Origin of the sequence: Inquilinus limosus (genome assembly GCF_002195995.1) — a bacterium.
Classification (GTDB): Bacteria; Pseudomonadota; Alphaproteobacteria; order DSM-16000; family Inquilinaceae; genus Inquilinus; species Inquilinus limosus_C.
This window is the reverse complement of the sequence record NZ_NHON01000021.1, coordinates 16,933-37,678: the sequence shown is the minus strand read 5'-3', so window position 1 is coordinate 37,678 and position 20,746 is coordinate 16,933. Positions and strand designations below refer to the sequence as shown.

The 20,746-nt window shown below is 70.2% G+C and carries 17 protein-coding genes; 15 read left to right on the top strand and 2 right to left on the bottom strand.

Features of this window, described 5'->3' with window-relative positions; translation table 11 throughout:
• The first annotated feature begins 392 nt into the window (after positions 1-392).
• The 8 genes from BWR60_RS13415 to BWR60_RS13380 all read left to right on the top strand — a co-directional run bounded on the left by BWR60_RS13415 (position 393) and on the right by BWR60_RS13380 (position 10,293).
• The gene (locus BWR60_RS13415) at positions 393-1,427 is read left to right on the top strand and encodes a substrate-binding domain-containing protein (protein ID WP_218823477.1); all 1,035 of its coding nucleotides are present in this window, start codon (positions 393-395) and stop codon (positions 1,425-1,427) included.
• 66 nt (positions 1,428-1,493) lie between these two features.
• Entirely contained in the window at positions 1,494-3,053 is a 1,560-nt protein-coding gene (locus BWR60_RS13410) for a sugar ABC transporter ATP-binding protein (protein WP_088151534.1), read from the top strand.
• Positions 3,050-4,021 (top strand): ABC transporter permease, encoded by a 972-nt coding sequence (locus BWR60_RS13405; RefSeq protein WP_088151533.1) that lies wholly within the window; start codon positions 3,050-3,052, stop codon positions 4,019-4,021. The genes BWR60_RS13410 and BWR60_RS13405 overlap by 4 nt, the downstream gene beginning before the upstream one ends.
• Before the next feature lie 5 nt (positions 4,022-4,026).
• A complete protein-coding gene (locus tag BWR60_RS13400) occupies positions 4,027-5,007 on the top strand; it encodes a sugar-binding transcriptional regulator (protein WP_088151532.1) in 981 nt (326 codons plus the stop codon).
• Positions 4,991-5,977, top strand: coding sequence for an aldo/keto reductase (locus tag BWR60_RS13395; protein ID WP_088151531.1), 987 nt, complete (start codon positions 4,991-4,993; stop codon positions 5,975-5,977). The genes BWR60_RS13400 and BWR60_RS13395 overlap by 17 nt, the downstream gene beginning before the upstream one ends.
• Before the next feature lie 268 nt (positions 5,978-6,245).
• The gene (locus BWR60_RS13390) at positions 6,246-7,931 is read left to right on the top strand and encodes a glycerol-3-phosphate dehydrogenase/oxidase (protein ID WP_088151530.1); all 1,686 of its coding nucleotides are present in this window, start codon (positions 6,246-6,248) and stop codon (positions 7,929-7,931) included.
• Between the two features lie 11 nt (positions 7,932-7,942).
• Positions 7,943-8,791, top strand: coding sequence for a class I fructose-bisphosphate aldolase (locus BWR60_RS13385; protein WP_088151529.1), 849 nt, complete (start codon positions 7,943-7,945; stop codon positions 8,789-8,791).
• A complete protein-coding gene (locus tag BWR60_RS13380) occupies positions 8,788-10,293 on the top strand; it encodes an FGGY-family carbohydrate kinase (RefSeq protein WP_088151528.1) in 1,506 nt (501 codons plus the stop codon). Before BWR60_RS13385 ends, BWR60_RS13380 begins: the two co-directional genes overlap by 4 nt.
• Positions 10,294-10,543: 250 nt before the next feature.
• Here BWR60_RS13380 and BWR60_RS13375 read toward each other — a convergent pair whose 3' ends face one another.
• Positions 10,544-11,443: a helix-turn-helix domain-containing protein gene (locus BWR60_RS13375; RefSeq protein WP_088151527.1), complete on the bottom strand. Its 900-nt coding sequence runs from the start codon at positions 11,441-11,443 to the stop codon at positions 10,544-10,546.
• 265 nt (positions 11,444-11,708) lie between these two features.
• On the opposite strand from BWR60_RS13375, the gene BWR60_RS13370 reads away from it, so the two are divergent.
• From BWR60_RS13370 to BWR60_RS13345, 6 genes are all read left to right on the top strand, one after another.
• Positions 11,709-12,875 carry a porin gene (locus tag BWR60_RS13370; RefSeq protein WP_088151526.1) on the top strand — a complete coding sequence of 389 codons (1,167 nt, stop codon included), beginning with the start codon at positions 11,709-11,711 and terminating at the stop codon, positions 12,873-12,875.
• A 123-nt stretch (positions 12,876-12,998) separates the two neighbouring features.
• Entirely contained in the window at positions 12,999-14,270 is a 1,272-nt protein-coding gene (locus tag BWR60_RS13365; protein ID WP_179221754.1) for an ABC transporter substrate-binding protein, read from the top strand.
• 7 nt (positions 14,271-14,277) lie between these two features.
• A complete protein-coding gene (locus tag BWR60_RS13360; protein WP_179221753.1) occupies positions 14,278-15,165 on the top strand; it encodes a carbohydrate ABC transporter permease in 888 nt (295 codons plus the stop codon).
• An 11-nt stretch (positions 15,166-15,176) separates the two neighbouring features.
• Entirely contained in the window at positions 15,177-16,031 is an 855-nt protein-coding gene (locus tag BWR60_RS13355; RefSeq protein ID WP_179221752.1) for a carbohydrate ABC transporter permease, read from the top strand.
• 27 nt (positions 16,032-16,058) lie between these two features.
• A complete protein-coding gene (locus BWR60_RS13350) occupies positions 16,059-17,378 on the top strand; it encodes an alpha-glucosidase/alpha-galactosidase (protein ID WP_088151522.1) in 1,320 nt (439 codons plus the stop codon).
• 152 nt (positions 17,379-17,530) lie between these two features.
• Entirely contained in the window at positions 17,531-18,301 is a 771-nt protein-coding gene (locus tag BWR60_RS13345) for an SDR family oxidoreductase (RefSeq protein WP_088151521.1), read from the top strand.
• Between the two features lie 322 nt (positions 18,302-18,623).
• Here the strand turns inward: BWR60_RS13345 and BWR60_RS13340 are convergent, their stop codons facing one another.
• On the bottom strand, positions 18,624-19,466 hold the full coding sequence (locus tag BWR60_RS13340; protein WP_088151520.1) for an endo alpha-1,4 polygalactosaminidase: 843 nt from the start codon (positions 19,464-19,466) through the stop codon (positions 18,624-18,626).
• 297 nt (positions 19,467-19,763) lie between these two features.
• On the opposite strand from BWR60_RS13340, the gene pip reads away from it, so the two are divergent.
• Positions 19,764-20,738: a prolyl aminopeptidase gene (gene pip / locus BWR60_RS13335; RefSeq protein WP_230983044.1), complete on the top strand. Its 975-nt coding sequence runs from the start codon at positions 19,764-19,766 to the stop codon at positions 20,736-20,738.
• The last annotated feature ends 8 nt before the right edge of the window (positions 20,739-20,746 follow it).

Genomic DNA, 20,746 nt, shown 5'->3' with positions numbered 1-20,746 from the left:
GCCGCGCGCCATCCCATTTGCCTCTCCCGACTGCGGGACTTTTTTCAGAATTCCCAGCACCGTCATTGCGAGCGCAGCGAAGCAATCCAGGGCCACTCGCACCGGCCCCTGGATTGCTTCGTCGGCTTCGCCTCCTCGCAATGACGGCGAGGGATGGGATGTTCTGAAAAGGTCCCCTCGCGGGAGAGGCAGCGGTGCCCGCGATGACGGTCTGTCATGGACCACCGACCAGGGGCGGGCCATCCGGCGCGCCCCTTTTTCGTTGTCCGCCGACAAACCGCTTGACGCCGTCCGCGAACCCCGCTTCATTGAACGGAAGAAATTTCAGTCATTGAAATATACATCAACAACCGGCCGCGGATGCCGCCGCCGGGATCAGGGGAGGATGAATGATGACGACACTTCGTGCACGATTCCTGGCGGGCGCCGCCCTGGCGATGGCCCTGTCCGGCGCTGCGGTGGCCCCGGCGAATGCCGCGGAGCCGTTCCGCTGCGCCCCGGGCGAGCTCTACGCCATGAATGTGATGGTCTCGGGCGTCGAGTACTGGTTCCCGGTCTATGAGATGTTCAAGCAGGCCGGCAAGCAGATGGGCTGCGAGACCATCTACACCGGCACGCCCGACTACGACGTCACCAAGCAGATCGCCAGCTTCGACCAGATCCTGGCCCGCCAGCCCAAGGGCATCCTGGTGCATCCGATGAATTCCGACCCGTTCATCGAGCCGATCAACCGCGCCATCGAGCAGGGCACCGCGATCGTCACCTTCGCCGCGGACTCGCCGAACTCGAACCGCACCGCCTTCATCACCTCGAACAACGACCTCGAGGGCAGGGGCGCCGCCGACGCGGTGGCCGAGGCGATGGGCGGCAAGGGCGAATACGGCGTGCTGGAGAATCCCGGCCAGGACAACCATGACCGCCGCGTCGCCGCCTTCATCAAGCGGATGGAGGAGAAGTGGCCGGACATGAAGCTGGTCGCCCGCGCCGCCTCGAACCAGGACCCGAACAAGGCCTACCAGGCCGTGCTGTCGATGGCCCAGGCCAACCCCAATCTCGGCGCGCTGTTCATGCCGGAGGCGAACTCCGCCCTCGGCGCCGCCCAGGCCAGCGTCGAGCTCGGCGGCAAGATCAAGGTCATGACCGCCGACGTGAACGCCAAGATTCTCGACATGATCAAGGCCGGCCAGGTCTTCGGCTCGGTCAACCCGAACCAGGGCATGCAGGGCTATATGGGCTTCATGGCGCTGTACTTGGCCGCCCATCCCGACCTGATCGACCCGATGAACGACGCCAAGAGCGCCGGCAAGAACCCGATGGTGATCCCGTTCATCGACAATGGCTATGCCGTGGTCACGGCTTCCAATGCCGACGACTTCTACTGGGACAAGTACCTGAAGCGCCGCGGCACCAAGGGCATCGACGAGTAAGCGCCGATCCGACCGCCGGCCGGGACCGTCCCGGCCGGCCTCCGCGACCCCAGGAAGGCCGTCGACGTGACCGCTCCGCCGCTCCTCACCGTCCATGACATCGCCAAGAGCTTCGGCCCGGTCCGCGCGCTGTCCGGCGTGCGGTTCGAGCTGCAGGCCGGCGAGGTGCACGCCCTGATGGGCGAGAACGGCGCCGGCAAGTCGACGCTGATGAACGTGCTGGGCGGCGTGCACCAGCCGGACCGGGGCACGGTCAGCCTGGACGGCAGGCCGGTGCGGATCCCCAGCCCGGCCGCGGCCCAGGCGCTGGGCATCGGGCTGGTGCATCAGGAGATCGCGCTGTGCCCCGACGCCACGGTGGCCGAGAACATCTTCATGGCCGAGACCAACCGCCGCCGCGGCCTCCGGCGCGGCCTGTGGATGGACACGCGCGACCTGAAGCGCCGGGCCGAGGCGGTGCTGGCCAGCCTGCATCCGGTGCCGGTCGACGTGCGGGCCGGCGAGCTGCCGATCGCCAGCCAGCAGATCGTCGAGATCGCCAAGGCCCTGACCCTGAACTGCCGGGTGCTGATCCTGGACGAGCCGACGGCGGCGCTGACCGAGGCGGAGGCCGAGGCGCTGTTCGCCATCATCCGCGGCCTCCAGGCGCGCGGCATCGGCATCATCTATATCAGCCACCGGATGGCGGAGATCTTCGCCATCGCCGACCGCATCACCGTGTTCCGCGACGGCGCCTATGTCGAGACGCTGCCGGCCGCGGCGACGACGCCGGAGCAGGTGGCGGCGAAGATGGTCGGCCGGCCGCTCCTGGACCTGTACCCACCGCGCCGCGGCCCGGCCGCCGCGGCCCCGCTGCTGCAGGTCGAGGGCCTGTCGAACGGCGGCATCGTCCGCGATATCGGCTTCGAGGTCCGGCCCGGCGAGATCGTCGGCCTCGGCGGGCTGATCGGCTCCGGCCGCACCGAGACGGTGCAGGCGATCTGCGGCCTGGTCCGGCGCGCGTCCGGCCGGGTCATGTGCGACGGGGCCGAGGTGCCGGCGGACGACTACCCCGCCGCGGTGCGCCAGGGGCTGGCCTATCTCAGCGAGGACCGCAAGGGCAACGGCGTCTTCCTCGATCTGCCGATCGCCCAGACCATCTCGTCGCTCGACCTGCGGCAGGTGTCGGGCCGGGTCATGGTCAGCCGCCGGCGCGAGGCGGCGCTGGCCGAGGATATGCGCCAGCGCCTGGGCATCCGCTGCGCCAATGTCCAGCAGCCGGTGGCGACGCTCAGCGGCGGCAACCAGCAGAAGGTGGCGCTGGCCCGGCTGCTGGCGGTCAACCCCCGCGTGCTGTTCGTCGACGAGCCGACGCGCGGCGTCGACATCGGCGCCAAGGCGCAGATCTACGCCATCCTGCGCGAGCTCGCCGACCAGGGCGCCGGCATCGTCGCCATCTCGTCCGAGCTGCCGGAGCTGATCGGCATCAGCGACCGCATCCTGGTCCTGCATGAGGGCCGCCTGGCCGGCGAGCTCGGGCCTGGCGAGATGACCGAGGAGGCGATCATGCACCTCGCCTCGGGCCTCGGGGCCCAGGACCACCAGCAGGGCGCGCCGCGCCGTGCCGCCATGGGAGACATCAGATGAGCATGGCCGCCGTGACGCCGATGATGCGCGTCGTCCGGGTCCGCGAATTCGGCCTGCTGGCCATCATCGCCCTGCTGTTCGTGGCGATGAGCTTCGCCTCGCCCTATTTCCTGACCCTCGCCAACATGCGGGCGATCCTCTTGTCCTTCTCGATCGAGGGGATCGTGGTCATCGGCATGACCATCCTCCTGATCGTCGGCGGCATCGACCTGTCGGTCGGGTCGGTGGTCTGCCTGTCGATGGTGATCGGCGGCACGCTGTTCCTGGCCGGGTTGGACCCCTGGTCGGCCAGCCTGATCGCGGTCGCGTGCTGCGGCGCCATCGGCTTCCTGATGGGGCTGTGCGTCACCCGCATCGGGCTGCACTTCTTCATCGTGTCGCTGGCCTTCATGGTGATCACCCGCGGCCTCAGCCTGCTCCTGACCCAGGGCACGCCGCAGTCGCTGTTCTCGCTGCCGAAGGAATTCAAATTCGTCGGCCAGGGCAGTCTCGGCGGCCTGCCTTTCGTGATCCTGATCTTCCTGGCGCTGATCGCCGTGTTCGACGTGCTGCTGCGCAAATCAGTGCTGTTCCGGCGGGTCTACTACACCGGCAGCAACGAGAAGGCGGCCCGCTTCTCCGGCATCGACACCAAGCGCACCAAGATCATCTGCGCCACCTTGTGCAGCACGCTGGCCGGCGTCGCGGGCGTGATCTACATGGCCCGGTTCGGCGCGGCCACCCCGCAATTCGGCGTGGGCATGGAGCTCAGCGTCATCGCCGCCGCGGTGATCGGCGGGGCCAGCCTGAACGGCGGGTCCGGCACCATCGCCGGCGCGGTGCTGGGGGCGGCCCTGCTGTCGCTGGTCACGTCGTCGCTGATCCTGCTCAACGTGCCGGTGTACTGGCAGGACATCATCCGCGGCGCCATCCTGCTGGTGGCGGTGACGATCGATCACCTGCTCAACACGCACAAGGCCCGAGGCTGAGACCGATGCCGCGCCCGCTCTACAGCGAATCCGAGAGACTGCGAAACATCCATCGCGTCCTCGTCATGTTCTACCAGGAGCACCGCTCCCAGGCCGAGATCGCGGCCGAGATCGGCATCTCCCCCGCCACCGTCAACCGCATGATCCGCGAGGGGCATGAGCGCGGGCTGGTCGATATCCGCATCCGCTCGCCCTTCGATGCGGAGGAGGGGCTGTCGGCGGCGCTGAAGCGCCTCGGCGGCCTGGACTCGGCCGTAGCGGTGCCCGCGGTCTCGACCGACCCGGCGATCGTGCTGAAGGCGGCGGCCGAGGCGGCGGCGACCACGCTGCTGGAAGGCCTGGCCGACGGCATGACCATCGCCGTCTCCGGCGGCGTCGCCCTCTGCGCCATGATCGAGGCGCTGGCCCCGCCGCGGGCCTATGACGTCCGCGTGGTGCCGGCCACCGGCGGGGTCCAGGGCAAGTTCCGCACCGACGTCAACCATGTCGCCGTCGCCCTGGCGGAGAAGCTGGGCGGCAAGGCCTACCAGCTGCATGCCCCGATCTTCGCGGCGAACGAGGCGGAGCGGGCGGCGCTGCTGTCGGTGTCGACCATCCGCGGCGTGCTCGACATGGCGCGCGCCGCCGATGTCGCCCTGTTCGGCATCGGCTCGGTGCGCGACGAGCACGCCACCTACCTGACCCTGTCCGACACCGCCGACCGCGGCGCCATCGAGCGCGTCGGGGCGGAGGCGGAGCTGCTGGCCCATCTGCTCGACCATGGCGGCAGGCCCTGCGACCACCCGTCGAACCGCCGGCTGGTGGCGCTGACGCTGGACGAGCTGGCCGGGATCCCGCGGCGCATCGCGGTCGCCTCGGGCGCCCGCAAGGTCGAGGCCATCGCCGCGGTGCTGCGCGGCGGCGTGCCGGGCCATCTGATCACGGACGACCGGACGGCCCGCGGGGTCGTCGAAAGGCTGGAGGGCAAGGATGCAGATGCAGCGTGAGATCGGGGGGATCCCCGCCAGCGCGGTGGGGCTCGGCACCTGGGCCATGGGCGGCTGGCTGTGGGGCGGCGGCGACGACGACGCCTCGGTGGCGGCGATCCGCGCCGCGCTGGACGCCGGCGTCACCCTGGTCGACACCGCCCCGGCCTATGGCCTCGGCCGGGCCGAGCAGCTGGTCGGCCGGGCGATCGAGGGCCGGCGCGACGAGGTGGTGCTGGTGACCAAATGCGGCCTGGTCTGGGACACCGACAAGGGCCGGCCCTTCGTCGGCCAGGATGACAAGACCATCCACCGCTATCTCGGCGCGGAGTCGGTGCGGGCGGAGCTGGAGGCCAGCCTGCGCCGCCTGCGCACCGACCATGTCGACGTGCTGATCACCCATTGGCAGGACCCGACCACCCCGATCGCCGAGACCATGGAGGCGCTGCTGGCGCTGAAGGCCGAGGGCAAGGCGCGCGCGATCGGCATCAGCAACGCCAGCGTCGAGGATCTCGCCGCCTACCGCGCCGCCGGCCCGGTCGATTGCGTGCAGGAGGCCTACAACATGCTCGACCGCGGGCTGGAGCAGACGCTGATCCCGCCCTGCCGCGACGCCGGCATCGCCGTGATCAGCTATTCCAGCCTGGCGCTGGGCCTCCTGACCGGCCGGATCGGGCCGGAGCGGAGCTTCGATGGTGACGACCTGCGCCGCACCAATCCGCGCTTCTCGGTCGAGAACCGGCGGCTGGTGGCCGCCTTCGCCGCCGATCTCGGCGGCATCGCCCGCGACCATGGGGTGGAGGTCGCCGATGTGGTGATCGCCTGGACCCTGGCGCAGCCCGGCATCACCTTCGCGCTCTGCGGCGCCCGCAACGCCGACCAGGCCCGGGCGAATGCGCGGGCGGGCGAACTGCGGCTGGCGGCGGACGAGCTGGCGGCGATCGACCGCGCCATCGCCGCCCATCTCGGCCCGGTCGCGGCGGCGGCGTAGGTCTGGGTTCGGGAATGTCGTCCGACTCACATATCGCCCCTTCTAAGTCCCCCCTCCCCTTGCGGGAGGGGGGCAGGGGGAGGGGTCTGCGCGCGTCCGCGCGCGAATGGGCAGGGCACCCGATTCGGCGTCGGCGCCGATTTGCGACAGTCCGGGCCGGCTCTGACGTCGAAAACCCCCTCCCCCTAGCCCCCTCCCGCGAGGGGAGGGGGGACTCACTTTATTGTCGGCCGATGCCGTTGCTCGCCTTCCCGCAGGACACGACACGATGACCGGCAATGGCTCGTCCATCCCCGAGCGGGCCGAGGTCCTGGTGATCGGCGGCGGCATCAACGGCATCAGCACCTTTCGCGAGCTGGCGCTGCAAGGCATCGACGTGGTGCTGGTCGAGCGCGATGATTTCTGCTCCGGCGCCAGCGCCGCCCTGTCCCGCATGGTGCATGGCGGCCTGCGCTATCTCGAGAACGGCGAGTTCCGGCTGGTCCGCCAGTCGCTGCAGGAGCGCGACCGGCTGCTGCGCAACGCGCCGCATTACGTCTCGCCGCTGCCGACCCTGGTGCCGGTGACGGCGCGGGTCCGCGGCACGCTGGCGACGATCGGCGCCTTCCTCGGCATCGCCGAGCGGCCGCAGGCGCGGCCCGGGCTGATGATCCGCACCGGCCTCGCGCTCTACGATCTCCTGTCCTGGCGCAGCCGCACCATGCCGCGCCACCGCGGCATCGGCCGGGCGAAGCTGCAGCGCCTGGCGAAGGGGATCACCCGGCGGGCGGTGGCCGGCGTGCTGTACTACGACGCCCGCGTCACCCAGCCGGAGCGGCTGGGCATCGAGCTGGTGCTGGACACCGAGGCCGAGACCGGCGGCCGCGCCTTCTCCTACACCGAGATCACCGGCCGCGACGGCGACGGCTTGGCCTGGCGCGATCGGATCACCGGCGCCAGCGGGCGGATCGCGCCGCGGGTGGTGGTCAACGCCACCGGCGCCTGGGTCGACGTCGTCGGCGGTGCCATCGGTCCGGCCAGCAACCGGCGCCGGGTCCAGGGCACCAAGGGATCGCATCTGATGATCCGCAACCCGGCGCTGCAGGAGGCGCTGGGCGACCGGATGATCTATTTCGAGAATGGCGACGGCCGCATCTGCATCGCCTTCAACCATGCCGGCGCCGCCATGGTCGGCTCCACCGACATCCGGGTCGACGACCCCGACGACGCGGTCTGCCTGGACGACGAGAAGCGCTACATGCTGGCCGCCCTCGGCGGCATCTTCCCGGATCTCGCGGTGCGCGAGGACGAGATCGTCCACGTCTTCACCGGCGTCCGGCCGCTGCCGGTCAGCGACGACGAGGCCACCGGGCGGATCAGCCGCGACCATGCCGTCGAGGTCGAGGCGGCGGGCGCGCTGCCCTTCGCCGTGCTGACCCTGATCGGCGGCAAATGGACCACCTTCCGCGCCTTCGGCGAGGAGGTCGCCGACCTGGCCCTGGCCGAGCTCGGCCGGCCGCGCCGGGTCGGCACCCACGATTTGGCGATCGGCGGCGGCCGCGGCTTTCCGCGCGACGCCGAGGCCCGGTCGCGCTGGCAGCGGGACCAGGCCGCCGCCACGGGCCTGCCGCTGGCGCGCTTCCGGGCGTTGAGCGAGCGCTACGGCAGCCGCGCCGTCGCCGTCGCCCGCTTCCTGGGCCAGGGGCCGGATTCGCCGGTCGCCGCCGCCCCCGACTATTCGCGGCGCGAGCTGCAATGGCTGATCGAGACCGAAAAGGTGCGCGACATCGGCGACCTGCTGCTGCGCCGCACCCTGCTGGGCATGGAAGGCCGGGTCACGCCGGCCCTGGTGGCGGAGGCCGGGGGGCTGGTCGCGTCCACCCTCGGCTGGACCGAAACAGAGACCGCCGCCGCCGCCGTCCGCCTCGATGACATCATGGCCCGCCGCCATCGCGTGCAGGCCGCGCAACACTGATGGGGTTTCCGATGTATCTGACCAAGAAGGTCCGCCTGAACCGGCTGATGCGGGACGGCCGCTGCCTGGACGTCGCCATCGATCACGGCGTCTGCAATGAGCCGTCCTTCATGGCCGGGCTGGAGGACATGGCAGGCGTGGTCCGCATGCTGGCCGCGGCCGGGCCGGACGCGATCCAGATGAATTACGGCCAGGCCGATTTGCTGCAGGAGATGCCGGGGCAGGGGCGGCCGGCGCTGGTGATGCGCGTCGACATGGGCAACCCCTACAACCGCCAGCGCCATCGCGAGATGTGGGCGCTGCTGCAGAACGAGGCCGACCCGATCCTGCCGGCGCTGCGGCTTGACGCGGCCTGCGTCGTGGTCAACCTGTTCATGCTGCCGGACGAGCCGGGGCTGTTCCGGCAATGCGTGCAGAACATCAGCCGCCTCGGCAATGACTGCGAGAAATACGGCATGCCGCTGATGATCGAGCCGCTGGTGATGCAGCCGAATGAGCGCGGCGGCTATCTGGTCGATGGCGACACCGAGAAGATCGTCACCCTGGTGCGGCTGGCGCGCGAGCTGGGCGCGGACATCGTCAAGGCCGACCCGACCGACGACCCGGCCGATTTCCGCCATGTGGTCCAGGCGGCGCGCTGCCCGGTGCTGGTGCGCGGCGGCGGCAAGGCCGACCTCCGGCGCGTCTTCGACACCTCCGCCGCGCTGATGGCCCAGGGCGCGCATGGCATGGTCTATGGCCGCAACATCTATCAGCACGACAACCCCGGCGCCGTCGTCGCGGCGCTGATGGCGATGATCCATGACGGCGCCGATGCCGACGCCGCCTGGGCGATCTACCGCAACGGGGGCGGCCGATGAGCGCCTGGCTGGGCATCGACGCCGGCAACACCGGCGTCAAGGCGCTGCTGTTCGACGATGCGGGGCGCGAGCTCGCCTCCGCCCATCGCGACACCGGCGGTCACAGCCCGGAGCCGGGGATGGTCGAGCGCGACATCGGCCGCCTGCGCGCCGACCTCGCCGGCCTCGTCCGCGAGCTGCTGGACAAGAGCGGGCTGCACGGCCGCGACATCGCCGGCATCGGCACTTCGGGCCACGGCAACGGCCTCTACCTGCTCGACGCCGAGGGCGGGCCGCTGGCGGCGATCCAGTCGCTCGACAGCCGCACCGCCGGGCTGGTCGAGGAGTGGACGGCCGCCGGGGTGGCGGAGGAAGCGGCCGCGATCTGCCTGCAGCGGCCCTGGCCGTCGCAGACCCCGGCGCTGCTGGCCTGGATGGCGCGGCACCGGCCGCAGGTCCTGGACCGCGCCGCCCATGTGCTGATGTGCAAGGATCTGGTGGTCCACGCTTTGACCGGGCGGGTGGCGACCGACATCACCGACATGGGCGGCGCCGGGCTGCTGCGCCTGCCCGAGAACCGCTACGATGACGGGCTGCTGCAGGTCTACGGCCTTGGCGGCGTCGCCGCCAAGCTGCCGCCGCTGCACTGGCCCACCGACCGGGTCGGCACGGTGTCGGCGGAGGCCGCTTCGCGCACCGGCCTGGCCGAGGGCACGCCGGTGGTGGCCGGCTTCTTCGACGTGGTGGCCAGCGCCGTCGGCGCCGGCGTCACCCGGCCGGGCCAGGCCTCGATCATCCTCGGCACCTGGAGCATCAACCAGGTGGTGGTCGACGCGCCGCTGGACGGGGTGTTCATGTCGGCCGGCATCGCCCCCGGCCGCTTCCTGTCGATGGAGAATTCGGCGACCTCGGCGGCCAATCTCGAATGGCTGGCCCATCACCTGCTGGCGCAGGATGCGCGGCGGGCGGGCGGCAGCGCCTTCGCTTTGGCCGACGCCCTGGCCGCGGCCGCGCCGCCCAAGGCCGACGGGCCGATGTACCACCCCTATCTCTACGGCGCCGCCGGCGATCCGTCTGCCCGCGCGGGGTTCTTCGGCCTGGCCGGCTGGCACGATGGCGGCGACATGGTGCGGGCGGTGTTCGAGGGCGTCGCCTTCGCCCATCTCGCCCATGTCGACAAGCTGCTGGCCGCCGGCGCCCGGCTGCGCGGCATCACCATCTCCGGCGGCGGCGCCCGCAGCCCGGTCTGGCCGCAGATGATCGCCGATGTGCTGCGCATGCCGGTCAGGGTCGCGGCGCAGGCCGAGACCGGGGCGCTCGGCGCCGCCATGGCCGCGGCGGTCGGCGCCGGCCGCTTCGCCGACCTCGACGAGGCCGCTTCCGCGATGGTGGCGCCGCCGCGCGAGGTGGTGCCCGACCCGTGCCTCGCCGGCTTCTACCGCCGCCGCTTCGCTTTGTGGCAGGCGGTCGGCCGCAGCCTGGCGCCGCATTGGGCGGCCCTGCGGGATATCGGCCAGGCATGACCGCGCTGCAGGAGATGCTGAACTGATCCAGGCTGAGGGGGATGTCGAGCGTCGTCGCGGATTGCCTCTCCCGCCTGGCGGGAGAGGTCGGACGTCCGCAGGACGGCCGGGTGAGGGCTGGTCCCGGCCTCGACGAACTCCCCTCACCCGGAGCCGCTTCGCGTCTCCGACCTCTCCCGCAAGCGGGAGAGGCAACGCCTTCTGGTCTTGATGGGGCCGGATGACCTGATCCGGCCTGGCTCATTCTCCTCTACCGCCGGAACTTCAGCCGGTACTGCCGCGGCGTGCTGCGGCAGTGGCGCTGGAACTCCTCGTAGAACTGGCTCAGCGAGCCGTAGCCGCAGCCGAAGGCGATCTCGGCGATCGACAGGTCGGTGTCGACCAGCATCATCATCGCCCGGCTCAGCCGCTGCCGGCGGATGTATTGGGCGATGGTCATGCCCAGCACCCGCTTGAACACCGCCATGGCGTTGGTCGGATGCAGCCCGCCGGCCGCGGCCACCGCCTCGACCGTCACCGGCTCGCCGAAATGCGCGTTGATGTGGTCGGTCATGGCCTGGACCCGGGCGATGGCGCGGCGGCCGGCATTGGCCAGCCGCGGCGCCTCCTCGGCCGTCTCGACCTCGCAGGGCGTCGCGTCGGCCGGGGCGTCGGGCGCCACCGCATCGAGCGACAGGCGCTTGACTCTTAAGCCGACCTCCTCGCGCAGGATCTGCTGCCGCAGCGCCGACCCCTCCGGCCATTCCGCGGCCCAGCGCTGGAACAGCAGCGGGTCGATCGGGTCGGGCGCCGCCATCGTGGCGAAGCGGCCGTCCATCACGCCCGACTTGAAGGCGTCGGCCACCGGCAGGGCCAGGAAATCGGCGAAAGGCAGATAGACGCAGATCAGGTCGGCCGTCGGCTCCACCGCGATCACCTGGTGCGGCACCGCGGCCCAGAACAGGTGCACCCGGTTCGCGCCGATCGAGATCCGCGTGCCGTTGAACAGATAGGTCATGCCGCCGGCCAGCAGCAGGTTCAGCTCGACATGGTCGTGCCAATGGGCCTGGCCCATCGGCTCCGGCACATGCCGCTCGGCGTAGAAATCGCCGCTGTCGATATAGGTCTCGATGTCGATCGGCGCGGCCGGCGATGCCTGGATGTCGCTCATTCCTGGGACCTTTTCACCGCGTCCACCCTCCCGCCGTCATTGCGAGGAGGCGAAGCCGACGAAGCAATCCAGGGGCCGGTTCACAGTGGCCCCTGGATTGCTTCGCTGCGCTCGCAATGACGGTGGCGGGAATTCTGAAAGGATCTCATTCCAGCGAGAATGAGGCTGGCTTTCCGGAAAACACAAGCGGCCGGGTGGAAGAAATCCGGAATCCGACCCTCCACAGTGCCGGGCACGGGGCGAACCCGGCAACAGGGGGCAAGCGATGGCAAGGGCGCGAATCAGCGCCGCCGCGGCGATCTGCGCGGCGACGGGCATCATCTCCATGAGCACAGCGACGGCAGCGGCGGAAGCGCCGGTCACCTCGGGGCTGCAGCTGAAGATCTCCGGCTTCCTCGGCTTCGAGGCCGCGGCGGTGCTGGACCAGTCCGGCGACAACACGTTCGACCGGGACTACGATTTCCGCTCCGGCGCCCGGCTGCAATTCGACGTCAAGAACACGACCGACAGCGGCCTCGAATATGGCGGCCGCATCCGCTTCGACAGCGTCAACCGCCAGGACAACGTCACGGTCGACCATGCCTACATCTACCTGCAGGGCGATTTCGGCACCGTCACCCTGGGCGATGTCGACGCCGTGGCCGGCGATTACGGCTACATCTTCGCCCATGATGCCGTGGTGTCGGAGATGGGGATGGGCGCCAATTGGGGCGACAACCTCGACCACGACTACAAGTACGGCGGCGGCCATTTCTTCTCGCTGGACCCGACCTACATCTCGGGCATCGGCGACCCGGACACCCGGATCAAGTACAGCTCGCCCGATCTCGGCGGCTTCTCCTTCGGCGTCGATTTCACGCCGGTGGTCGGCGGCGACGCCCATGCCGGCAACAGCGGCCGCGCCGACCTGACCAATGACGGTGAAACGCTGTATGAGAACGTCGTCACCGCCGGCGCCAACTACACCGCCGATCTCGGCGGCGTGTCGGTGCTGGTCTCCGGCACCGCGTCCACCGGCAACGGCGTCAGCGGCCATCGCGACCTCGCGGCGTACAGCCTGGGCACGCAGATCGCGGCCGGCGACGTCACCGGCAGCCTGAACTGGGTCCACTACGACAGCATCGCCGACAGCGGCAAGGCGATCGACACGCTCGCCGCCAGCCTGGCCTGGCGCTTCGGCGATTTCGAGGCCGGGCTCGGCTATGCCTGGACCACCGGCCGCAAGGGCAACGGCCTGGCGGGCGATGCGGAGACCGGCGACGCCGGCCGCTCCGACCTTCGCAACAACCACATCGCCGCCGGCACGCTGGTCTACACCCTGGCCCCCGGCCTGAACGCCTATGCCGAGCTCACCTGGGAGACGGCATCGTTCCGCCAGGGGCCGGATTACGACAACACCGTGCTGGTCAGCGGCCTGGTGCTCGGCTTCTGATGGGCTGGTTTTCCGGAAAATGAACGTCACGCGGCGGAAGAAATCCGGAATCCGCAGTGTCACAGTGGCGACATGGGGACAACCCGATCGGGGGCCGAGTGCGGGCCCGGAGGGAGGCGAAAGATGAAACTGCAGGCAACCGCGGCCCTGGTCTGCGCGGCGCTGGCCATGGCGGCACCGGCCGTCACGGCCCCGGCCCGGGCGGCGACCGAGCTGACCTACATGATCTGGGGCACGCCGTCGGAGGGCGAGGTCTGGAACAGCGTCGCCCGCGCCTTCGAGGCGAAGCACCCCGGCATCACCGTGAAGGTCGAGGTCAATGACTGGGATTCCTACTGGCAGAAGCTGCGCGTGCTGGTCGCCGGCGGCACCCCGCCCGACGTCTTCGCCATGGACGCGCCGCTGTATCCGGACTGGCAGTCGCGCGGCGCGCTCCTGAACCTGCAGCCCTATCTCGACGCCGACCCGAAGGCGCTGGACGGCATCTACCCGATCACGCTCGAGGCCTACCGCCTGCCGGACGGGATGTACGGCCTGCCGCGCGACTTCCAGACCATCGTCCTCTACTACAACAAGGACATGTTCGACGCCGCCAAGCTGCCCTATCCGACGGCGGATTGGACCTGGGACGACCTGCGCCGCACCGCCAAGGCGCTGACGGTCGACAAGAACGGCGACGGCAGCACCGACCAGTGGGGCTTCTGGTCCGAGATCCTGGACCCGGAACCATGGTGGGCGGCCGTGGTCTGGAGCTATGGCGGCGAGATCGTCAGCGCCGACCACAGCCATTCCCTGTTCGCCGAGGGGCCGGCGCTCGACGCCTGGCACCTGATCGCCGGCATGGCCCAGGACGACAAATCGATGCCGACGCCGGAGCAGCTGAAGCAGTACGGCACCGACGGCTTCTCCGCCGGCATCGCCGCCATGACCGTGTCCGGCCATTGGGTGGTGCCGGAATACACCGAGCGCAGCTTCCACTGGGGCGTGGCGCCGCTGCCGTCCGGGCCGAAGGGGCGGGCGACCAGCGTCAACAGCGCCGGCTTCGTCATCGCCAAGGCCTCGCCGCACCCGCAGGAGGCGTGGGAGTTCGTGAAGTTCGCGGCCGGGCCGGATGGGCAGTCGGCCTTGGCCCGGCTGGGCTTCGCCGTGCCGATCCTGAAGCCGGTGGCGGAAAGCCCGGCCTATCTCGACCAGCCCGGCGCCAGGATCGATCAGCGCGTGTTCCTCGACGCCCTGAGCTACGCCCGGCTGAAGCCGTCCTTCCGCGGCTATGAGGAATGGGGTGCCGCGATCAGCGAGGCACTGGAGCCGGTGTGGAACGGCGACGCCACGATCGACGAGGCGCTGGAGGAGCTGGTGCCGGCGGCGGACGACGCCCTCAAGGCGAAGCACTGAGCCGGCGATGATCCCCACCGGCCTCCGCCCCCGCGGCGCGGATCGCGTCTGGACCGTGGCGCTGCTCTCGCCGACCCTGCTGGGCCTCGTCCTCGGCGCGCTCGGATCCGTCGTCGCCACCGCCGGCCTCAGCCTGCTGCACTGGGACCTGCTGACGCCGCCAAGCTGGGCCGGCCTCGACAACTATGCAGGGCTGGCCAGCGACCGCGGCTTCATGCGGTCGCTCGGCAACACGCTCGCCTTCTCGGCGCTCTACGTGCCGCTGACCTTGGCGATCTCGCTGGCCGTCGCGCTGCTCTTGAACCGCAAGATGGCCGGGGTCGGGCTGTTCCGGGCGCTCTATTTCCTGCCGGTGATCACCTCGCCGACCGCGGTCGGGCTGATCTGGAGCTGGATCTTCGCCCAGGACCAGGGGCTGCTGAACGGCCTCGTCACCGCTTTGGGCGGCGACCCGGTGCGCTGGCTCGGGCCGCGCATGGTGCTGGTGTCGGTGGTGATCGTGAATGTCTGGGGCGCCATCGGCGAGGGCATGATCGTGTTCCTGGCCGGGCTGCAGGCGGTACCGCGCGACTATTACGAAGCGGCGCGGATCGACGGTGCCCGGCCGCGGCACCAGCTTTTCTTCATCACCCTGCCGCTCCTGGTGCCCAGCCTGTTCTTCCAGGCGGTGCTGTCGACCATCCACGCCTTCCAGGCCTTCGACTACATCTACATCCTGACCCGCACCGCCAATGGCGGGTCGACCCTGCCGACGGTGATCTACTCGGTCTACCGCACCGGCTTCGGCTTCTTCCGCATGGGCGAGGCCGCGGCCCAGAGCCTGGCGCTCGCCGCCATGATCCTGGTGCTGACGCTCGCCTATTTCCGGCTGCAGAAACGATGGGGGGCGCAGTGATGGACGCCTCGATGCCCGCGCTTCTCCGCCCGCGGCCCCGCGCCCGCACCCTCCGCCTCGGCGTCGACGCGTTGGCCTATGCGCTGCTGATCGCCGGCGCGGTGGTCATGGTCGCGCCCTTCGCCTGGATGCTGGCGACCTCGCTGAAGCTGCCGGCCGACCAGTTCGGCCGCGACCTGATCCCGTCGGCCCCGACCCTGCAGAACTACGCGACGATCTGGCGGATCCTGCCCTTCGGCGGCCTGTTGTGGAACAGCCTGACGGTGGCCGCGATCTCCACCATCGGGCAGCTGCTGACCTGCTCGATGGGCGCCTTCGTCTTCGCGGTTGTGCGTTTCCCCGGCCGGCAGGTGCTGTTCGTGGCCCTCCTGGTGACGCTGATGATCCCGGCGCAGATGGCGGCGATCCCGCAATTCGTGATCTTCAAGGCCCTCGGCCTGTACGGCACCCAGGCGCCCCTGTACCTGCCCAGCTTCCTGGGCGGCGCCTTCGGCTGCTTCCTGCTGCGCCAGTACTTCCTGACCATCCCGATCGAGCTGGCGGAGGCGGCGCGGATGGACGGCGCGTCGCTGCTGACCATCTGGTGGCGGATCTACCTGCCGCTGGCCCGGCCGGCTTTGGCGGCGCTCGCGATCTTCGCCTTCCTCAGCTCCTGGAACGACCTGTTCAGCGCCCTGATCTACCTGCCCAGCGACCTGGAGAAGACGACGCTGCCGGTGGGGCTGGCGCTGATGCAGCAGCAATACGCCGCGCAATGGACCGTGATGATGGCCGCCGTGCTGGTCAGCATCGCGCCGATCCTGATCGCCTTCAGCCTGGCCCAGCGGCACTTCATCGAAGGCATGGCGCTGTCCGGCCTGAAATAACCCGACCGTTTCCAAGAAAGACCTGTCATGGCCAAGATCTGCCTCATCGGTGCCGGCAGCACCGTCTTCGCCCAGTCGATCATCGGCGACATCCTCAGCCAGCCCGACCTGGCCGACAGCGTCGTCGCCCTGCACGACATCGACGGCGAGCGGCTGAACACCTCCGCCATCGTCGCCCGCCGCATCGGCGCGTCGCTCGGGCTCGACAACCTCAAGGTCGAGGCGTCGCTGGACCGGCGCCAGGCCATGGCGGGGGCCGATTTCGTCATCCTGATGATGCAGGTCGGCGGCTACCGCCCGGCGACGGTGGCGGATTTCGAGATCCCGAAGCGCTACGGCCTGCGCCAGACCATCGGCGACACGCTGGGCATCGGCGGCATCTTCCGCGGCCTGCGCACCATCCCGGTGCTGCTGGAGATCTGCGAGGACATGCGCGCGGTGTGCCCCAACGCGCTGCTGATGAACTACGTCAACCCGATGGCGATGAACTGCTGGGCGATCGCCGAGGCGGCGCCGGACATCCGCTCGGTCGGGCTGTGCCACAGCGTGCAGGAGACCTCGGGCGACATGGCGCGCTGGCTGGGCGAGGCGCCGGAAAACCTCGACTATCTTTGCGCCGGCATCAACCACGTCGCCTATTTCCTGAAATTCGAGAAGCGGCTGCCGGATGGCGGGCGCGAAGACCTGTATCCGCGGCTGAAGGCGCTGGCCGAGGCGGGCGCGGTGCCGGCGGGCGAGGCAGTGCGCTTCGACATGCTGCGCCGGACCGGGCATTTCGTCACCGAATCCAGCATCCATTTCGCCGAGTACAACCCCTGGTTCATCAAGGCCGGCCGCGACGACCTGCTGGACCGGTACGAGGTGCCGCTGGACGAGTATCCGCGGCGCTGCGAGGAACTGATCCGGGAGTGGCACGCGCTGCGCGCCGGGCTGGAGGCGGATGACAGTCCGATCCCGGTCCACCGCAGCAACGAATACGCGGCCGGCATCGTCCACGCCGTGGTCACCGGCCGGCACAACCTGATCTACGGCAATGTCCGCAATGACGGGCTGATCGCCGACCTGCCGGATGCGGCGGTGGTCGAGGTGCCGTGCCATGTCGACCGCAACGGCGTGCAGCCGATCCGCATCGGCCGCATCCCGAACCATCTGGCCGGCATCATGCGCCTGTCGATCAACGTCCAGCAGATGGTGGTCGAGGCGGCGCTGACCCGGCGCAAGGATGCCATCCGCCACGCCGCGATGCTGGACCCGCATACGGCGGCCGAGCTGTCGCTCGACGAGATCTGGCGCCTGGTCGACGATCTGATCGAGGCGCATGGCGATCTGCTGCCGCGCTATCATTGAGGCTGGCCTCCGATATTGGCTCTAGGCAGCCCCGTGGCCATCCAGGGCCGCTCGCACCGGCCCCTGGATGGCCACGGCGCTGCGCGCCTCGCCATGACGGGTCAATGTTTCGTGCCGTTGGTACAGTCGAATCATAGGCGAAGGAACCGGACATGCCGGGAAGACTGGAAGGGCGCGTCGCCGTCGTGATCGGCGCGGCGCGGGGCATCGGCGCCGCCATCGCCGAGCGGCTGGCGGCCGACGGCGCGCGGCTGGTGATCGGCGACACCGAGGCCGTGGCGGGCCTGGCGACGGCGGAGCGGCTGGGCGGCCGCTTCGTCGCCACCGACATCAGCCGCAAGGACCATGCCGAGGCGATCGTGGCGGCGGCGGTCGACGGCTTCGGCCGGCTCGACATCCTGGTGCAGAACGCCGCGATCTACCCCTGGACGCTGATCGAGGACATCGAGCCGGAGGAGTGGGACCGGGTGATGGCGGTCAACCTGCGCGGCACCTATCTCGCCGCGCGGGCGGCGCTGCCGGCGATGCGGTCGGGGGGCGGGGGGCGGATGATCTTCACCTCCTCGATCACCGGGCCGCGCGTCACCAGCCCGGGCCACGGCCACTACGCCGCGACCAAGGCCGGCATCAACGGCTTCCTCAAATCCGCGGCGTTGGAGTTCTCGGGCTATGGCATCACCGTCAACGGGGTCGAGCCGGGCAACATCCTGACCGAGGGCATGCAGCAGCACCGCAGCGCCGAGTTCATCGCGATGATGGAGCGGGCGGTGCCGCTGGGCCGGCTCGGCACGCCGCAGGACGTGGCGGCGGCGGTGGCCTTCCTGGCCTCGGACGACGCCGCCTACATCACCGGCACCACCATCGTCGTCGATGGCGGCCAGACCCTGCCGGAAGGCCACGATTTCCGCCTGCGGCCGGGCTGAGGCGGGACCGACGCTGCCTTGGCCGGTCGAAGCCGGACAGCAGCTAGCCGCACATCCCACCTCGTCATTGCGAGGAGGCGAAGCCGACGAAGCAATCCATCGTCCCGCACGAGCGGCTGCATGGATTGCTTCGCTGCGCTCGCAATGACGGCGTGGCCTGAAGAGCCGGACGCCAGGACCGGACCGTTTTGCCTCTCCTCCCCGGACGTGATCCGGGATTGCGGGAGAGGTCGGAGGCGCTTGAGCCTCCGGGTGAGGGGGATGCCTGAGCTGCCTCGCGGAGCCCCTCCCGCGAGGGGAGGGGCTCACAGCCGTCAGCCGCTCAGCACCATTTATAGACGTAGGCGGAGTTGCCGGCCGGGACCACGTCCCGGTCGCGGTAGAGGATCGAAATCTTGTTCCCCCGCGCGGCGCAGGCGGCGTTGAAGAAGCTGATCGGGTCGACCGGGTTGCCGTCGGCGTCCCGATTGTTGTCGCTGTACTCGATCTCGTAGACCTGGTTGCCGTAGACGTCGGTGAAGTCGTCGCACTCCGTCCACACCTGGCATTCCTCGACGATCGCGAAGTCGAAGCCGATCTGCGAGATGCCGATCGGCGCCAGCTCGCCGGCGTTCTTCTGCGCGATCGCCAGGTTGGCGGCATGGGCGCGCTGCACCAGCAGCTTGGCGAAGGCGGTGTTGTGGGCCTTGGTCAGCACGCTCTTCGACCGGGTCCAGGAATCGAGGTTGTCCGGCTCCACCGCCTTGAAGCCGTCGGCGGCGCATTTGTCGATCCACGGCCCGATGATCGCCATCAGCGCGGTGCGCTTGGCCGCGGTCGAGGTGTCGAGGATGTATTCGTCCGGCCAGTCCGGATCGATCACGTATTTGCCGTTCTTCTTGACCAGCAGGTCGGAATGGTTGGTGGTCCACCACACCGCGTCGTCGGGCTGGGTCTGGAAGGTGTTGACGTAGCAGATGGTGTATTTGCCGGCGGCGGGCGCCGCCAGCCGGTCGCGGTCGACGATGCCGACGCCGGCCGCCGGCGCGTAGACGCCGCCGATCTGGTAGTCGAACTGCGCGTTGGCGGGCGGCTTGGTGAAGGCGAGGGCGTTCGTCGCGGTGGCCGCAAGGATGCTCGCCGCGGCGACGGCGATGGCCGTCGTCCGGAACCACAGTGCATGCATTGGGGTCGTGACCTCTCGGGCCTGCCGTCCCCGCCTCGAGCCCGCTCGCTCTGGCGTGGTTGGGGCCGGGCTGGGTACCGGCTGGGGGCAGGCTGTCGGTAGGATGTCTATCCTCCCGCGCCGGGTCAAGAGCCCGCGCGGGCCGCAACCTTATGCCGATCCGGAATAGAAGCTGGACAATTATGAATTGGCCGCCCCTCCGGCCGGTCGACATCATGACCGGAATTCAGGCCTGCCCATTCGCTGGGCGGGCCGCCGGCCGCGACAGACGGCCGGGAAACGGCAGGGGGCAGTCACGTGTCCGACGGCGGAGCCATCCAGGCGGATCCGGCGGCATCGCGGACTCATCGGCTGAAGGTCGATGATCTCCACGAGCTGCATGTGGAGGAGAGCGGCACGCCGCGCGGCCTTCCGGTCGTGGTGCTGCATGGCGGCCCGGGCGCCGGCCTGCGGCCCGGCAGCACCCGCAGCTTCGATCCCGCCGCCTTCCGCATCGTCGCCTTCGACCAGCGCGGCGCCGGGCGGTCGACGCCGCATGCCGAGCTGGCGGGCAACACCACCCAGGCGCTGGTCGCCGATATCGAGCGGGTGCGCCAGGCGCTGGGCATCGATCGCTGGCTGGTGGCCGGCGGCTCCTGGGGCAGCTGCCTGGCCCTGGCCTATGGCCAGGCGCACCCCGAGCGTTGCCTGGGCTTCCGGCTGCACGGCATCTTCCTGGCCAGCCGGGCCGAGATCGACTGGTGGTTCCAGGGCTGCCGCGTGCTGTTCCCCGACCGCTGGGAGGACTTCGCCGGCTTCGTGCCGGAGGAGGAGCGGGGCGATCTGCTGACCGCCTATCACCGCCGGCTGATCGGCGAAGACCCGAAGCTGCGGCTGGCGGCGGCGATCCGGCTGCGCACCTTCTCCGCCTGGACCCAGACCTTCCTGCCGGACCCGGAGCATGTCGCCAGCCTGACCGAGCCGAAGGCCGCGCTGGCGGTGGCCCGGATCTTCACCCATTACTGTGTCAACGGCGCCTTCCTCGCGCCCGGCCAGCTGCTGCGGGGGCTGGACCGCATCCGCCACCTGCCGGCGGAGATCGTGCAGGGCCGCTACGACACCGTGACCCCGATGGAAACGGCCTGGGCGCTGCACCGGGCCTGGCCCGAGGCGCGCTTCACCATCGTCGACGAGGCCAACCACGCGGCGACCGACCGCGCCCCGGCCCTGACCCAGGCGCTGCGCGCCGCGACCGACCGGCTGCGCGACGCCCTGGCGTCCGCGGCCGCGTGACGGAGACC

Coding starts and splice junctions, on each gene's coding strand:
- BWR60_RS13360 (WP_179221753.1), top strand. CDS start 14,278: ATGATCCCCACCGGCCTCCGCCCCCGCGGCGCGGATCGCGTCTGGACC.
- BWR60_RS13395 (WP_088151531.1), top strand. CDS start 4,991: ATGCAGATGCAGCGTGAGATCGGGGGGATCCCCGCCAGCGCGGTGGGG.
- BWR60_RS13400 (WP_088151532.1), top strand. CDS start 4,027: ATGCCGCGCCCGCTCTACAGCGAATCCGAGAGACTGCGAAACATCCAT.
- BWR60_RS13385 (WP_088151529.1), top strand. CDS start 7,943: ATGTATCTGACCAAGAAGGTCCGCCTGAACCGGCTGATGCGGGACGGC.
- BWR60_RS13375 (WP_088151527.1), bottom strand. CDS start 11,443: ATGAGCGACATCCAGGCATCGCCGGCCGCGCCGATCGACATCGAGACC.
- BWR60_RS13390 (WP_088151530.1), top strand. CDS start 6,246: ATGACCGGCAATGGCTCGTCCATCCCCGAGCGGGCCGAGGTCCTGGTG.
- BWR60_RS13380 (WP_088151528.1), top strand. CDS start 8,788: ATGAGCGCCTGGCTGGGCATCGACGCCGGCAACACCGGCGTCAAGGCG.
- BWR60_RS13415 (WP_218823477.1), top strand. CDS start 393: ATGACGACACTTCGTGCACGATTCCTGGCGGGCGCCGCCCTGGCGATG.
- BWR60_RS13365 (WP_179221754.1), top strand. CDS start 12,999: ATGAAACTGCAGGCAACCGCGGCCCTGGTCTGCGCGGCGCTGGCCATG.
- BWR60_RS13405 (WP_088151533.1), top strand. CDS start 3,050: ATGAGCATGGCCGCCGTGACGCCGATGATGCGCGTCGTCCGGGTCCGC.
- BWR60_RS13340 (WP_088151520.1), bottom strand. CDS start 19,466: ATGCATGCACTGTGGTTCCGGACGACGGCCATCGCCGTCGCCGCGGCG.
- BWR60_RS13345 (WP_088151521.1), top strand. CDS start 17,531: ATGCCGGGAAGACTGGAAGGGCGCGTCGCCGTCGTGATCGGCGCGGCG.
- BWR60_RS13350 (WP_088151522.1), top strand. CDS start 16,059: ATGGCCAAGATCTGCCTCATCGGTGCCGGCAGCACCGTCTTCGCCCAG.
- BWR60_RS13370 (WP_088151526.1), top strand. CDS start 11,709: ATGGCAAGGGCGCGAATCAGCGCCGCCGCGGCGATCTGCGCGGCGACG.
- BWR60_RS13355 (WP_179221752.1), top strand. CDS start 15,177: ATGCCCGCGCTTCTCCGCCCGCGGCCCCGCGCCCGCACCCTCCGCCTC.